The sequence below is a fragment of the Butyrivibrio sp. genome (genome assembly GCF_017433805.1).
Taxonomy (GTDB): domain Bacteria; phylum Bacillota; class Clostridia; order Lachnospirales; family Lachnospiraceae; genus Butyrivibrio.
On sequence record NZ_JAFRGN010000046.1, the window covers coordinates 17,493 to 33,423 of the forward strand.

The window sequence follows — 15,931 nt, forward strand, 5'->3', positions numbered from 1 at the left end:
ATAATATAATACATTCTTTATAAAAAGGAAATGGAAAATACTCATTTATTTCTTAAAAAAATGTTAAGATGTAGGTTAGAGGAGAAATATTATGAGCAAGAAAAATACACTACTTAAGCTTGGCATATTCTCTACTGTTTTTGGTGGGGTTTATGCTTTTACTAACTATATTTATCAGATATCTATGGTGCCCAAGCAGCACACAGATGCAGATGATGGAAGGGATTTTGACCCGGCTATCACAGAAGGCAGACGCTTTGTACGAAATCATCCTGACAGACAGGATATGTATATTGATTCTGTAGATCAGTTAAGACTACACGCATCCTTCATTCCTGCCAAGGAAGACAGCCACAGATATGCGATTGTCATCCATGGAATCTGGGATAACCACGAAGCCAACGGTGTTTACGCCAGATATTATCTTGATAAGGGCATTAACTGCCTTCTTCCTGATCTTCGAGGCTTTGGTCAGAGCGAAGGTGATTATATCGGATACGGCTACGATGACAGACTTGATATCATCGAGTGGATAAATTGGATTGTCAAAAGAGATCCTGAAGCTAAGATTCTAATTCATGGAATGTCCATGGGATCAGCTACAACTCTTATGACAACAGGAGAGCACCTTCCAAGAAATGTTAAGGCAGCAATTGCAGACAGTGCCTACGCTACACTTCGAGAACAGTTTGCTCACACCTACAAACAGTTCAAAGGCTCTGTTGTTCCTACGCCTATAGCTCTTTTCCTGGCAAGGGTTATTATCTACCTGAAGGCTGGCTATGACATCAATGAAGTTAATCCAATTGAAGCGGTCAAGAATTCTACAACACCAACACTCTTCATTCATGGAGATGATGACACCTTCATTGATCCACATATGTGCTCAAGACTTTATGAAGCAGCTAAATGTCCCAAGCAGTATTGCATGATCCTCGGCGCAGGCCACATCGAATGTGTAACTGTTGATCCTGAGAATTACTGGGGCAAAATTGAGAGCTTCCTGAGCAAAACTGATTTCTGATCATTATAAACGCCATGAGTTCTTAATAATTTGAAAAAGACATAAAAACAGCAGGGCTATGTTTAATTTAAATACAAACCGATTTGATTCTGTGAATCATTGGAGGTTTGTATTTGAATTAACATAGCCCTTCGTTATCATATAATTCCAAATGTCTTAAGAACGAACAACCAGAATGTTAATGAAAATGAACATCCAAAGGTAGTCATCATTATGATACTACTACTGAGTGTTCCCTCATGTCCCATGTTCTTGGCCATTATAAAGCTTGAAACTGTTGTAGCTGAGCCAAGCATAACAAGAATCGCTATTATCTGTTCATCCCTAAAGCCAAGAGCTACAGCAAGAGGCATGAACACGCCTACAAGCGCAAATAGTTTGATAAAGCTCGCAAGTAATGTGGGCTTTATTTTATTTACAGCCCTGGCAAAATCAAAGGTTGCACCCATGGACATAAGTCCAAGTGGAGTAGCAAGGCCTCCGACACTGGAGATCATTGAACCCATAAATTTGGGCACAGGAAGCTTTAGAAGTGACCACATAAGGCCACAGAAAATTCCAATCAGAATTGGATTTTTGGCTATTCCTATGAGTGTTTTCTTAAACAGCTCTTTTTGTACATCGTCTGAATTATTGTCTTCGCTTGTGTATCTACCAAGAACTGCTGACTTAGGAGCTGTCAGCATCAGTATTATTACAGCAAAGATATTGTAAATTGGCACACTTCCGATGATCATAAGTGGTGCCATTCCTGTACTACCTGTTCCGTAGATATTGTGAATAAAGGCTATTCCAAGAAGTGCTGCGCTGCTGCGATAGGAGCCTTGAATAAACTCACCTCGCTCTGCTTTATTCTTAATGATCAGCTTGGATATCAGTGTGATCACCAGAATACTAAGTAATGTGACCAGGAAACAGAACAGTACAAATCTGCCATTCCAGGTTCCTGCAAAATCCTGCTCTGCAAGGTCTTCAAATAAGAGCACAGGAAGCGCAACCTTGAAAACAAACTTATTCATCCAGCTTGCTGCCTTCTCATCGATAATGTGAAGTTTGTTAAAAACATAGCCCAGCACCATCAAAAGAAAAATTGGCAAAGTAGCATTTAAACTAAAGATTAGATTTTCCATATAACCTCAACCCCGATCAATCTTTCAAAATAAGACCAACAGGGCAATGATCAGAACCAAGAGCATCCGCATAAATCTTGGCATCTTCAACCTTGTCCATAAAGCTCTCTGATACTACAAAGTAGTCTATACGCCAGCCAGCATTCTTGGCTCTTGAATTAAATCTATAAGACCACCAGGAATATGCTCCCTCAAGGTCTGGATAGAAATGTCTGAAGGTATCAACAAGTCCAGCACCTACAACATTATCAAACTTAGCTCTCTCTTCGTCAGTAAATCCAGCATGTCCTCTGTTTGGCTTAGGATTTTTAAGGTCAATCTCCTTGTGAGCAACATTGAGATCACCGCAGTAGATTACTGGCTTTTTCTCCTCAAGCTTCTTGATATATGCAAGGAAATCATCCTCCCAGACCTGTCTGTACTCAAGTCTTGAAAGGTCCTCTTTGGCATTGGGAACATAAACTGTTACGAGGTAGTAGTCCTCATATTCAGCTGTGATCACACGTCCCTCGTGGTCGTGTTCCTCTATCCCAAGTCCGTAGGTTACAGAGATTGGCTTTTCCTTGGTGAAAATAGCAGTACCTGAATAGCCTTTCTTTTCAGCATAATTCCAGTACTCCTCATATCCTGGAAGGTCAATCTCAATCTGTCCTTCCTGAAGCTTGGTCTCCTGAAGACAGATCACATCAGGATTTTCTTTATCCATGAACTCCTGAAAGCATCCCTTGGATACACAGGCGCGTAGTCCGTTAACATTCCATGACACTAACTTTTTTCCCATAATCTCTCCATTTCTCTTACTGCCTATTGTCAACAGATTTATTATATCAAAAATAAAATTTCTGAAAACAAGGTTGACAGTGAAACTTTTGTGTGCCATTATCAATCATATCAGTTTTGCTACGACTGATAAATAATCAAGAAAGCGAGGTAAAAGAAATGACATTTACAGTGGCGAACTTTTTTAAAGCGAATCATTATGCACAGACTTTACCTCGGGATATCTTGTTCGGATAAGGATTTTTCAACCTGCATCTGAATATTTTTTGTGACATGGGTTCCCCAGGTAAGTTCTTGTGATTTACCTGGGGTTTTTTTATGCCTTTAGGAAACCGGGCCCGTTTCCTAGTGTCACAAAACCCGAGGCTAGAGGAGTAACAGAAACGAAACAATCTATTTATTACAAAATGGAGGGACAATGAATACACTTGGAAGTTATGTGCGAAAGCACTGGGCAACATACACAATGGCAATTGTTTTCATGTTGATTGCTATTGCCCTTGACATGATGTTCCCGAAAGTAACAGAACGAATAGTAAACGAAGTACTTATAGATCAGGATTTCACCTATTTCCCATATCTGCTCCTTGCCATAATCCTTATCGGAGTAGGCAGAAGCGTATTTGGATACTACAAGGAATTTACCTTTGATAAGAATTGCATAACCATCGGAACTGAGATGAGAAAGGATCTCTTTGATCACATTCAGAGCCTGTCTCTTGATTATTTCGATGATTCCAGCACAGGCGAACTAATGGCTCGTGTAAAAGATGACATAGATAAGATTTACCAGCTTGTAGGCATGGTAGCCATGAGAGGAATGGAAGTTACCTTAAACTCAGTCCTCATCCTGTATTTCATGTTCTCAATAAATGTGCCACTGACTCTTTTACCTCTTACATTTATGGTAATATGCGGCACAACAGCCGTTGTTATGGAGCGTAAGCTCGATAAAGTCTACGATGCTATCAGTGAAGAGAACGCTGAGATGACAACTACTGCAGAGGAGAATCTGGCCGGTGTCAGAACAGTTAAGGCCTTTGCCAGAGAAGACTACGAGATAAAAAAATTCTTTAAGCATAACAAGAAATACTATGATCTCAACATGGAGGAGGCTAAGGCACTTATCAAGTTCTACCCTGTATTTATGCTGGCTGGAACACTTCTTCCTGTTGCCTGCGCCGTACTCGGCGGAATTGCAGTAATTAACGGACACATGAACCTTGGTAGTCTTACAGCGTTCATCATCTACACCAGAAACTGCACATGGCCAATGGAGGAGCTTGGCTGGATCACCAACGAATTCTCAAGCTCAATTGCTTCACTCAAGAAGATCAAAAAGATCTACAGCGAGCACTCAACTCTTTCTGAAACTGCTGATCCTATCCATGTTGATGGTATCAAGGGAGAGATTGAATTTGATCATGTATCACTTGAGCTTGGCGGAAAAGAAGTTCTTTCAGATGTCAGCTTTTCTGTTAAAGCAGGTAAGACTCTTGGAATCATGGGACAGACAGGCTCTGGTAAGTCCACTATCATCAACCTGATCCAGAGATTCTATGATCCAACAAGCGGAAATATCATGCTTGATGGCAACGAGATCAGACAGATGGAGCTCGATCAGGTAAGAGGCGCCACTGCTGTTGTTATGCAGGATGTATTTCTTTTCTCTGACACAATTGAAGAAAACATCCGCATGGGTAGAAAAGATGACATGACCATGGACGAGATTAAGAGTGCTGCCCAGATGGCAAAGGCTTCTGACTTCATCGAAAAGCTCGAAGAGTCTTACGAAACAGTCATTGGCGAAAGAGGTGTTGGCTTGTCCGGAGGTCAGAAACAGAGAATCAGTATTGCCAGAGCTATTTCCAAGAACGCTCCAATACTTATACTTGACGACTCCACATCAGCACTTGATATGGAGACTGAATCTGAGATTCAGAAAACACTTGATGACATTAAGAGCACAACCCGTGTAATCGTTGCTCACAGAATATCTGCTGTTAGAAATGCTGACGAGATCATCTATCTTGAGAACGGACGCATCGCAGAAAGAGGAACTCACGAGCAGCTGCTCAAGAAAAAGGGCCTGTACTACGAGACCTACATTGCTCAGTACGGCGCTCCTACAGAAATGGAGGTGAGTGCGTAATGGCTGCTAACTCATTTCGTGAAGATGAGCACCTGTCCAATACGGACCGTAAAAAGATATTTGTCAGAATGATCCGCTATCTGCGGCCTCACATATTTGAAATAATACCGGTTCTTATCTCTTTGGTAATTACCGTTGGAATCAGCCTTGTTAGTCCACTTCTTATCGAGTATGCAATTGACATACATGTGGCTAATAAGAACGTGAGAGGCCTTCTGACAATCGCTACAATCATAGTATTCCTTGGTGTTACATACATTCTTTTCGTTAAGCTTCGTATGTACATGATGAACAAGGTTGCTAACAAAGTTCTGCTTGATATCAGGCAGGAATTATATGAACACATACAGACACTGTCATTTACTTTCTTTGACAACAGACCTACAGGTAAGATTCTTGCCCGTATCATCGGTGACGTTAACTCAATGAAGGATGTAATGGCCAACACCATCACTAACCTGATTCCTAACTTTATCACAGTATTTGGTGTAGTTATCATCATGCTGGTAAAAGACTGGAAGCTGGCTCTTGGATGCTTTGCTTCACTTCCTATCATGGTAGTGAGCATCTTCTGGATAAGGAACGTTAACCACAAGAGATGGCAGGATGTACGTAAGAAATCTTCTAACATGAACGCCTACGTTCACGAAGATATCGCAGGAATCTCTGTAGTTCAGAGCTTCCATGCAGAAAATGAGACCAAGAAAACTTTCAGAGAGCTTGCTAACGCTCACAGAGATGCCTACATCTCAGCTTGTAGAGCAGCTGACCTCTTTGGGCCTTCAATCGATATGAGCTGGGCTATCAGTAACATGGTTCTGTACCTTGTTGCTATCAGACTTCTTGGCTATACATCAGCTTCAATCGGTCTTATCACTGCTTTTGCAAGCTATTCCAGCATGTTCTGGAGCCCAATCATGGGTCTTTCAAACTACTACAATCAGCTGATCACCAATATCACAGCTGCTGAGCGTGTATTCGATATTCTTGATACAGAGGCTGAAATCGTAGATAAAGAGGGAGCAGATGAACTTCCAGATATCGCAGGAAGTGTAGCCTTTGAAAATGTAGGATTTACCTACGATGAAGGAACTGAGACACAGACCAAGGTTCTTGATAATGTAAACTTCCAGGTTAAGCCAGGTGAGACAATTGCACTTGTTGGCCCTACAGGCGCTGGTAAGACAACAATTGTTAACCTCATCAGCAGATTCTATGATATCCAGAAGGGTAAGATTTTTGTTGATGGCCACGACCTTACAGATGTTACTATCAACAGCCTTCGCCGTCAGATGGGCGTCATGACTCAGGATAACTTCATCTTCCACGGCACAGTAAGAGAGAACATCATGTACGGTAAGCTTGATGCCACTGAGGAAGAAATGATCGCTGCAGCCAAGGCTGTTAACGCCCACGACTTCATCATGAACCTTGAAAATGGCTATGATACTGAGTTAAAAGAGCGTGGTGCAGGCCTTTCAATTGGTCAGAGACAGCTCATTGCCTTCGCACGCACCATGATATCAATGCCTAAGATCCTTATCCTTGATGAGGCTACAAGTAGTATCGATACTCATACAGAGATGCTTGTACAGAAAGGTATTCAGGCACTACTCAAGGGCAGAACAAGCTTTGTTATTGCTCACAGACTTTCTACTATCAAGAATGCAGACCGGATCTTTGTTATCAATAACGGTGGTATTCAGGAAGCTGGAAGTCACGACCAGCTCATTGCTAAGCGCGGAGCTTACTACGACCTTTACATGGCCCAGTTTGCATAATTTGACTATTAAAGAAAATAATTGTTGACAATGTAATTTCATTGGAGTATTATCTTTACTAACTTAATACTTTAAACCGATGAAGCGGAGATAACGTCTATGATGCCTTCACAGAGAGTCCGAGTAGCTGAGAACGGGCAAGAAACACATATTCAAATGGACCGCAGAGGGTGCAGTCAAATGTGGTTTCCCACAGAGTATTCTGCAACGGAAGGCTCTCGTTAGTAGCCAGGGATATGTTGGTATCCTGACAAAGCGCGTATTTACTACGAATTCAAGGTGGCACCGCGGATAGTATAAATGTACATTCGTCCTTGGCAGAAGAATATTCTGCCAGGGACTTTTTTTATACCTAAATAGCAAAAGGAGAAAAGACTATGATCAAGGAAGCAATCGTAAAAATCGTAAACAAAGAGGACCTTACTTATGATGAGGCCTATGCAGTAATGAATGAGATCATGAGTGGTGAGACAACTCCTACTCAGAACGCAGCATTTCTTTCAGCTCTTTCTACAAAGAGTGCAAGAGCAGAGACAACAGATGAGATTGCTGGCTGTGCTACAGCTATGAGAGAGCATGCTACTCAGGTTGAGACAAATATGGATGTATTCGAAATCGTTGGAACTGGCGGAGACAACGCTCAGAGTTTTAACATCTCAACAACTTCCGCCCTTGTTGCAGCAGCAGGCGGAATGAAGGTTGCCAAGCACGGTAATAGAGCAGCTTCTTCTAAGTGTGGAACAGCCGACTGCCTCGAAGCTCTTGGCGTTAATATCGACCAGAGTCCTGAAAAGTGCGTAGAGCTCCTTGAGAAAGCCGGAATGTGCTTCTTCTTTGCTCAGAAATATCACACATCTATGAAGTATGTTGGAGCAATCAGAAAAGAGCTTGGCTTTAGAACAGTGTTCAATATCCTCGGACCTCTTACAAACCCAGGAAGACCTTCAATGCAGCTTCTTGGTGTTTATGATGATTATCTCATCATTCCACTTGCACAGGTTCTTATAAACCTTGGAATCAAGAGAGGAATGGTTGTATACGGACAGGATAAGCTTGATGAAATCTCAATGAGCTCTCCAACATCTGTATGTGAGATTAAGGATGGCTGGTACAAATCCTACACAATCCGTCCTGAAGACTTTGGCTTCAAGACCTGCACTAAGGCTGATCTTGTTGGTGGAACTCCTGAAGAGAACGCTCAGATCACAAGAGACATCCTTTCAGGAAAAGAAAGAGGACCTAAGCGTGATGCAGTTCTTTTAAATGCAGGTGCTTCCCTCTACATCGGTGGCAAGGCTGATTCCATGGCAGAAGGTGTTAAGCTTGCAGCAGAGCTTATCGATTCAGGCAAGGCTACAGAGACACTTAACAAACTCATTGAAGTAAGTAATTCATAATAGAGGCTTGGTAAAAATATGAGCGCAACTATTCTCGATGAACTGGCATCCTACGCCAGCTTCAGAGTATCAGAATCAAAGAAAAAAATATCTTTAGAAGCTTTAAGAAGACAGGCTGAGGAACTTCCATTAGGGACTTTCGAATTTGAAAACGCACTTAAAAAGCCAGGTATCTCTTTTATCTGCGAATGCAAAAAGGCTTCTCCTTCAAAAGGGATCATAGCACAGGACTTTCCTTATCTTGATATAGCAAGGGATTACGAGGCAGCCGGAGCAGACTGTATCTCAGTTCTGACTGAGCCAAAATGGTTTCTGGGATCCAATTCATATTTACAAGAAATAGCTTCAAATGTGAGTATCCCATGTATCAAGAAGGATTTTACAGTAGATGAGTACATGATCTATGAAGCAAAGGTCCTTGGCGCTAAGGCAGTTCTACTTATCTGCTCAATCCTTGATAAAGGTCAGATAAAAGAGTACATCGACATCTGCGATAGTCTTGGTCTATCCGCACTAGTTGAAGCTCACGATGAAAAAGAGATTGAGACAGCTCTTGATGTATCAGCAAGGATAATTGGTGTAAACAACCGAAACCTCAAGGATTTTAAGGTTGATACAGCAAATAGCAAGAACCTTAGAAGTCTTGTTCCGAGTGATATCGTCTTTGTCTCAGAGAGCGGTGTTCAGTCTGTAGATGATATAAAGGCTATCAAAGAATTTGGCGCTGATGCTGTACTGATTGGTGAAATGCTCATGCGAGCAATAGATAAAAAAGCTCTTTTAAATGAACTTAAGAATGCATGAGTATAGAGCAACAATCAGATAATAATGAGGTATGTTGTGACTAAGATTAAAATGTGCGGTCTTTTTAGAGAAGAAGATATTACATACGCTAATGAAGTTAATCCTGACTACATCGGATTTGTCTTTTACAAAAAGAGTCACCGCTATGTTGGTATGGAAACAGCCAGTAGGCTACGATCAAAGCTCGATGATGGTATTCAGACTGTTGGCGTATTCGTTGATGAAGATATTTCTCTTATAAAAGAACTGGTAGATAAAAAGATAATTGATATAGTTCAGCTCCATGGGCATGAGGATGAGGAATATATCAAAGAGCTCAGAGATACTTTAGGTGAGTCTTACACAAAAATCATAAAAGCTATTGTAGTTAAAAACGAATCCGATATACAAAAACTAATGAAGTTTGATACTTATAAATCTAATGGTAGTTCAAATCAACCTGTAGATTATTATCTACTGGATTCAGGAATGGGAAGCGGTAGTTCTTTTGACTGGAACCTTATTAAGGACTTACAAACTCCAATATTCCTGGCTGGAGGACTTAACACAGTGAATATCACAGAAGCTCTTTCACTGGTTAAGCCTTATGCAGTGGATGTAAGCTCTGGAATAGAGACAGATAAGGTTAAAGATTTTGATAAGATGCGTTTGTTCGCATCATTAGTTAGAAATAATCAGTAATTAGAAATATGAGGAGAAAAGAAATGAGTAACTCAAGAGGAAGATTTGGTGTTCATGGCGGTCAGTATATTCCAGAAACTCTTATGAATGCTGTAATAGAACTTGAAGAAGCCTACAACCACTACAAGGATGATCCAGAGTTTAACAGAGAACTCACTGAGCTTTTGAATGAGTACGCTGGTCGTCCTTCAAGACTGTACTACGCAGAGAAGATGACTAAGGATCTCGGCGGTGCCAAGATTTATCTTAAGCGTGAGGATCTCAACCACACTGGCGCTCACAAGATCAACAACGTTCTCGGTCAGGCTCTTCTTGCCAAGAAGATGGGTAAGACAAGACTTATAGCAGAAACTGGCGCTGGTCAGCACGGCGTAGCAACAGCTACAGCAGCTGCACTCATGGGTATGGAATGCGTTGTTTTCATGGGCGAAGAGGATACCAAGAGACAGGCTCTTAACGTTTACAAGATGAGACTTCTTGGAGCAGAGGTTATTCCTGTAACTACAGGAACTGCTACTCTTAAGGATGCAGTATCAGAGGCCATGAGAGAGTGGACTTCCCGAATTGATGATACTCATTACTGCCTTGGTTCTGTAATGGGACCACATCCTTTCCCAACTATCGTTCGTGATTTTCAGGCTGTAATCTCCAAAGAAATCAAAGAACAGATGCTTGAAAAAGAGGGTAGACTCCCAGATACAGTTATTGCCTGCGTTGGCGGCGGCTCAAATGCTATTGGAACCTTCTACAATTTTATTGAAGATGAATCTGTTCAGCTTATTGGCTGTGAAGCAGCAGGAAGAGGAATTGATACCTTTGAAACTGCAGCTACTATCAACACGGGAAGACTTGGAATTTTCCATGGCATGAAGTCTTACTTCTGTCAGGATAAATATGGTCAGATTGCTCCAGTTTACTCAATTTCAGCTGGTCTTGATTATCCAGGAATTGGTCCTGAGCATGCTTACCTTCACGATATTCACAGAGCTGAGTATGTTGCTATTACTGATGATGAAGCCGTTAATGCTTTTGAATATCTATCCAGAACAGAGGGTATCATCCCTGCTATCGAGTCATCACATGCTCTTGCTCACGCTATGAAGATTGCTCCTACTATGGATAAAGATAAGATCATTGTTGTAACTATTTCTGGCAGAGGTGATAAAGACTGTGCTGCCATTGCCCGCTACAGAGGCGAGATTATTGAAGAGTAAAGGAGACTAGTCATGAGCAAAATAAAGAATGCATTTACAAATGGCAAAGCTTTTATCGCCTTCATAACCTGTGGCGATCCTGATTTAGAAACTACCAAAGAGGCTGTTATAGCTGCTGTGAATGGAGGAGCTGATCTTATCGAGCTTGGTATTCCATTTTCTGATCCTACAGCAGAAGGCCCTGTTATTCAGGGCGCAAACCTACGTGCTTTATCTGGCGGCGTTACAACTGATAAGATTTTTGATTTTGTCGTAGATCTTAGAAAGAGCGTATCAGTACCAATGGTTTTCATGACCTACGCTAATGTTGTATTTTCCTATGGTTCAGAGGAATTCATAAAAAGATGTAACGAGATTGGAATGGACGGACTTATCCTCCCAGACCTTCCATTTGAGGAAAAAGAGGAATTTGAGGAGGTTTGTAATAAATACGATGTAGACCTTGTTTCTCTCATTGCTCCTACTTCTGAAAAGAGAATCTCTATGATAGCAAAAGAAGCTAAGGGCTTTATCTATGTTGTATCAAGCCTTGGTGTTACAGGAACCAGAAGTTCCATTACAACAGACCTTGATTCAATTGTTAAGCTCATCAGAGAAAGTTCTGATGTACCTTGCGCAATCGGTTTTGGTATTTCGACTCCAGAGCAGGCTTCCAAGTATTCTAAGATAGCTGATGGTGTTATTGTCGGCTCTGCTATCATCAAACTCCTTGAAAAGCATGGCAAAGATGCTCCTAAGTATGTCGAAGAATACGTTCATTCAATGAAAGCTGCTATGTAATAATTCACTTTGTTTTCTTCATAATTCCTTTTTCATACAAAGAATCCGGCTATTACTATTATCTAGTAATTCGCCGGATTTCTATTTATTCATATAAGTTTTACTGCATCTGCTTGATTCTCTGCAGATTGTCATCAGTCTCCTTGAGCATCTCTCTAAGTGAGAGATTATCATCATAGCTAAATTCACAGATAGAATACTGCAAATGATTGATATATCTACTGGACTCAGAAAGTAGTTTGGCGTTCTGAGTAGACATTTCCTGTCTGAAGCTCTCAGCCTTACCTTCTTCATCAGTAATTTCTATTACTGCGTATTCATCGCCTCTGATTCGGCCATAAATACAATCCTCGAATACTTCCTCAAGAATTGCAGCAATCTTTTTAACTGCTCTGTCGCCTTCTTCATGGCCATACATGTCATTGATTCCCTTGAGGGATTCCATGTGAATATAGGCTACAATAGCGCATTTTCCTGGTCCAAAGTTTTCTTTTAGAAGATCATAAGCCTTGGCAAAGAATCCTCGTCTGTTAAGACCTCCTGTGAGATAATCCTGATCTCCAATATGATCAAGAACTGAATCATCCCTTGCAAGCTCTTCCTGAACTTCATAGAGCTCTTCATTGGTCTTTTTAAGCTCTTTTTCCAAATATGAAACTCTGGATACTCCAGTTATAACGCTTAGGACATTGTCAAAGAAATAATCAGTAAGGATATTTGCTGTAAACTCAGTTACCAGAAGTCCAAGCTGATATTCGCCTACATACAAAGGTCCTGCAACAAGTACGTTAGGCTTACCATTTGTGATATTCGCAATGATATCACTGGACTTGGTTCTCTTATCAGCTTCCTCGTAATCAGTAACTATACCATTTACAAGATTAGCCTTAACTGTTATCTTTTCAGGTTTCTCCCACCAGTATTTGATGGTATTTCTGATTTTTTTATCATAGAGCATTACTGAGCAGCTCTTGATGCCTTCTGCTGCGACAGTTTCTGCCATTACTTCATAAGCTTTCTCTGTAGGATATTTCCTATGAAGCAAAGGATTACTGATCCTCGATAATACATTAAGCGCTTCAGAAGCCTCTTTTTCTACGTAGTTAAATGTCTTGGCAGCTTCAGGTGATGGAAGAGTACCTTTTTCTGCAAAAGAAATCGCATCGCAAACTGCTTCATAACCAAGCTGCTCAAGCTGGTCTCTGTCAGTATCTACTGTATTGACACAGGTAAAGCCGTCTTGCTTGGTAAGCGTTAAAAGAGGTATCTCACTGAACTTTTTGAGAAATGCTTCCTTCTTTAGAATAGGCACTTTTTTACCTATTCTGTCGATATCTACTATCAGAGCATCAAAAGCAAAATCCCTGGCATAATCAAAAAGTGCAGCATACTGATATGCATATATATCCCCATCTTCAGCCTCTGTGAGCAGGTACTTGCCCGGCATTATGCAGAGGGTAATTTTCTTATCCCTCGCTGCCTGGCTAGCACCTATACATATTCTTTTAACTTCTCTGTCTTCCAGTTCCGATACCAACAGTCCGATGTTCATAGGCCCTCATTTCCTGATGAATCCAAGCTGCTAACTGTGTCTGTTATGTATTACTCGTCGTCGCTCTCTGTATCAACAATATCTTCATCAACTTCTTCTGGTACATCATCGATATTATCGATATCGTGATCTCCATCAGAAATCTTTTCTCTTACTTTGGCAATCTGTGCTACTGTTACGCCCTCATCAAGATTGATCATCTTAACACCAGATGTAACTCTGCCATGAACAGTTATTTCATCCATTCTAAGCTGAATGATGGTTCCACCATTTGTGATCATCATGATCTCGTTGTCATCATTAACAGCCTTAACGCCTACAACGTTACCAGTTTTCTCAGTGATTTTGTAGCACTTTACGCCCTTACCACCTCTGAACTGGCTGTGGAATTCATCAAGAGTTGTTCTCTTACCATAACCTTTTTCAGATACGATGAGAAGTGAATCGCCCTGTGTATTGAGCTGCATTCCTACGATTTCATCTGTATCATCAAGCATCATTCCGCGAACACCGATAGAAGATCTGCTTGTTGAACGAACATCATCCTCATCGAAGTGGATACACATTCCGTTCTTTGTTACAAGGAATACTTCTGCATCCTTGGTAACTGTCTTAACTTCGATAAGTTCATCATCATCTCTAAGAGTGATAGCTGCAAGTCCTGTCTTTCTGACATTTGAGAAGTCAGTGATAGGAGTCTTCTTAACGGTTCCTTTCTTGGTAACCATGAATAAGCTCTTTTCCTCATCCTCAAAGCCCTTAACAGGGATCATAGCAGATATTTTCTCACCAGGAGCAAGCTGAAGAAGGTTAACAATAGCCATTCCTCTTGATGTTCTTGATGCCTCTGGAATCTGATATGCCTTAAGTCTATATACACGTCCAGTGTTAGTAAAGAACATGACATAGTTATGAGTTGTTGTCATGAGGATATCTTCAACAAAGTCGTTATCGATTGTTGTGATTCCCTTGATTCCCTTACCACCACGGTTCTGTGATTTGAAGTTGTCAATTGACATTCTCTTGATGTATCCAAGATTTGTCATAGCGATAACTGTATTGACGTTAGGAATAAGATCCTCCATATCAATATCTGAATCATCGTGACCAATTTGAGACTTTCTGTCATCGCCGTATTTAGCGGAAATCTCAGTAATCTCTGTCTTGATTACTCCAAGAAGTATTTTTCTATCTGCAAGAATAGCCTTTAATTCCTCGATTTTCTTGAGAAGCTCTGCGTGCTCCTGTTCAAGCTTGTCTCTTTCCAAACCTGTAAGAGTACGAAGTCTCATATCAACGATAGCCTGCGCCTGAACATCTGTAAGTCCAAAGCGAGCCATCAACTGCTCTTTAGCAAGAGCTACAGTTTCACTACCTCTGATAATTTTGATTACTTCATCGATGTTATCAAGAGCGATGAGTAATCCCTCTAAGATGTGGTTTCTCTCTTCAGCCTTGTTGAGGTCGTATCTTGTTCTTCTGGTTACAACCTCTTCCTGATGAGCAATGTAGTGCTTTAGCATCTCTGTGATGCTAAGAACCTTAGGCTCATTGTTAACAAGAGCAAGCATGATGATACCGAAAGTATCCTGCATCTGTGTATGCTTGTAGAGCTTGTTGAGCATGATATTAGGGTTAACATCGTTACGAAGCTCAATAACAACACGCATACCTTCACGGTCTGATTCATCACGAAGGGCAGTGATACCATCAAGCTTTTTGAGCTTAACAAGATCAGCTATCTTGGCAATCATGTTAGCCTTGTTTACAAGGTATGGAAGCTCTGTTACAACGATTCTGTTCTTGCCATTCTGCATTGGCTCAATGTTTGTAACGGCTCTTACTATAACCTTACCACGACCTGTTCTATATGCTTCCTCAGCGCCTCTAGTACCAAGAATGATACCGCCTGTTGGGAAGTCTGGAGCCTTGATGATTTCAAGGATTTCCTCAATTTCTGTCTCTCTGTCCTCAAGAACTCTGTTGTCGATCATCTTAACAACAGCATTTATAACCTCTCTGAGGTTATGAGGTGGGATATTAGTAGCCATACCTACAGCGATACCAGTAGTTCCGTTAACCAGAAGGTTAGGATATCTACTTGGAAGGATTGAAGGCTCTTTTTCTGTCTCATCAAAGTTAGGTACAAAGTCTACTGTATCCTTGTTGATGTCGGCAATCATCTCCATTGAGATTTTGGTAAGTCTAGCCTCTGTGTATCGCATAGCAGCAGCGCCATCGCCGTCCACAGAACCAAAGTTACCATGTCCATCTACAAGACAGTATCTCATTGACCATGGCTGAGCCATATTTACCAATGATCCGTAAATATATCTATCACCGTGTGGATGATATTTACCCATTGTATCACCGACGATACGCGCACACTTACGATGTGGCTTATCAGGACCATTGTTGAGCTCAATCATAGAATAGAGAATTCTTCTCTGTACTGGCTTAAGACCATCTCTTACATCTGGAAGAGCACGAGATGCGATAACACTCATGGCGTAGTCAATATAGTCTGACTCCATGGTCTTCTGAAGATCAACCTCTTTTATTCTGTCAGTGGTTGTTTTGTCAAAAACGTCATCTGGCATTTCGTTATTATTGATGTTGTTATTATCTGCCATTAT

12 protein-coding genes are annotated in these 15,931 nt (G+C 41.0%); 8 read left to right on the forward strand and 4 right to left on the reverse strand.

Going from position 1 to position 15,931, the window contains the following annotated elements:
- The first annotated feature begins 91 nt into the window (after positions 1–91).
- Positions 92–1,024 (forward strand): alpha/beta hydrolase, encoded by a 933-nt coding sequence (locus IJI01_RS11540; RefSeq protein ID WP_292190396.1) that lies wholly within the window; start codon positions 92–94, stop codon positions 1,022–1,024.
- Positions 1,025–1,161: 137 nt separating this feature from the next.
- Here IJI01_RS11540 and IJI01_RS11545 read toward each other — a convergent pair whose 3' ends face one another.
- Positions 1,162–2,154, reverse strand: a complete 993-nt coding sequence (locus IJI01_RS11545; protein ID WP_292190400.1) for an AEC family transporter — start codon at positions 2,152–2,154, stop codon at positions 1,162–1,164.
- Between the two features lie 16 nt (positions 2,155–2,170).
- A complete protein-coding gene (locus IJI01_RS11550; protein ID WP_292190403.1) occupies positions 2,171–2,935 on the reverse strand; it encodes an exodeoxyribonuclease III in 765 nt (254 codons plus the stop codon).
- Between the two features lie 417 nt (positions 2,936–3,352).
- On the opposite strand from IJI01_RS11550, the gene IJI01_RS11555 reads away from it, so the two are divergent.
- The 7 genes from IJI01_RS11555 to trpA all read left to right on the forward strand — a co-directional run bounded on the left by IJI01_RS11555 (position 3,353) and on the right by trpA (position 11,743).
- Positions 3,353–5,086, forward strand: a complete 1,734-nt coding sequence (locus tag IJI01_RS11555) for an ABC transporter ATP-binding protein (protein WP_292190406.1) — start codon at positions 3,353–3,355, stop codon at positions 5,084–5,086.
- Positions 5,086–6,867 carry an ABC transporter ATP-binding protein gene (locus IJI01_RS11560; protein ID WP_292190409.1) on the forward strand — a complete coding sequence of 594 codons (1,782 nt, stop codon included), beginning with the start codon at positions 5,086–5,088 and terminating at the stop codon, positions 6,865–6,867. The genes IJI01_RS11555 and IJI01_RS11560 overlap by 1 nt, the downstream gene beginning before the upstream one ends.
- 377 nt (positions 6,868–7,244) lie before the next feature.
- On the forward strand, positions 7,245–8,264 hold the full coding sequence (trpD, locus tag IJI01_RS11565; protein WP_292190412.1) for an anthranilate phosphoribosyltransferase: 1,020 nt from the start codon (positions 7,245–7,247) through the stop codon (positions 8,262–8,264).
- An 18-nt stretch (positions 8,265–8,282) separates the two neighbouring features.
- Entirely contained in the window at positions 8,283–9,068 is a 786-nt protein-coding gene (gene trpC / locus IJI01_RS11570) for an indole-3-glycerol phosphate synthase TrpC (RefSeq protein ID WP_292190414.1), read from the forward strand.
- A gap of 36 nt (positions 9,069–9,104) precedes the next feature.
- Positions 9,105–9,749, forward strand: coding sequence for a phosphoribosylanthranilate isomerase (locus tag IJI01_RS11575; protein WP_292190415.1), 645 nt, complete (start codon positions 9,105–9,107; stop codon positions 9,747–9,749).
- A gap of 23 nt (positions 9,750–9,772) precedes the next feature.
- Positions 9,773–10,963: a tryptophan synthase subunit beta gene (gene trpB, locus IJI01_RS11580; RefSeq protein ID WP_292190418.1), complete on the forward strand. Its 1,191-nt coding sequence runs from the start codon at positions 9,773–9,775 to the stop codon at positions 10,961–10,963.
- 12 nt (positions 10,964–10,975) lie between these two features.
- Complete coding sequence (trpA, locus tag IJI01_RS11585; protein WP_292190420.1) at positions 10,976–11,743, forward strand: tryptophan synthase subunit alpha; 768 nt, start codon at positions 10,976–10,978, stop codon at positions 11,741–11,743.
- A gap of 100 nt (positions 11,744–11,843) precedes the next feature.
- On the opposite strand, the gene IJI01_RS11590 is transcribed toward trpA, so the two are convergent.
- Both IJI01_RS11590 and gyrA read right to left on the reverse strand, forming a co-directional pair.
- On the reverse strand, positions 11,844–13,295 hold the full coding sequence (locus IJI01_RS11590; RefSeq protein ID WP_292190423.1) for a GGDEF domain-containing protein: 1,452 nt from the start codon (positions 13,293–13,295) through the stop codon (positions 11,844–11,846).
- Between the two features lie 50 nt (positions 13,296–13,345).
- On the reverse strand, positions 13,346–15,895 hold the full coding sequence (gyrA, locus tag IJI01_RS11595; RefSeq protein ID WP_292190534.1) for a DNA gyrase subunit A: 2,550 nt from the start codon (positions 15,893–15,895) through the stop codon (positions 13,346–13,348).
- Between the last annotated feature and the right edge of the window lie 36 nt (positions 15,896–15,931).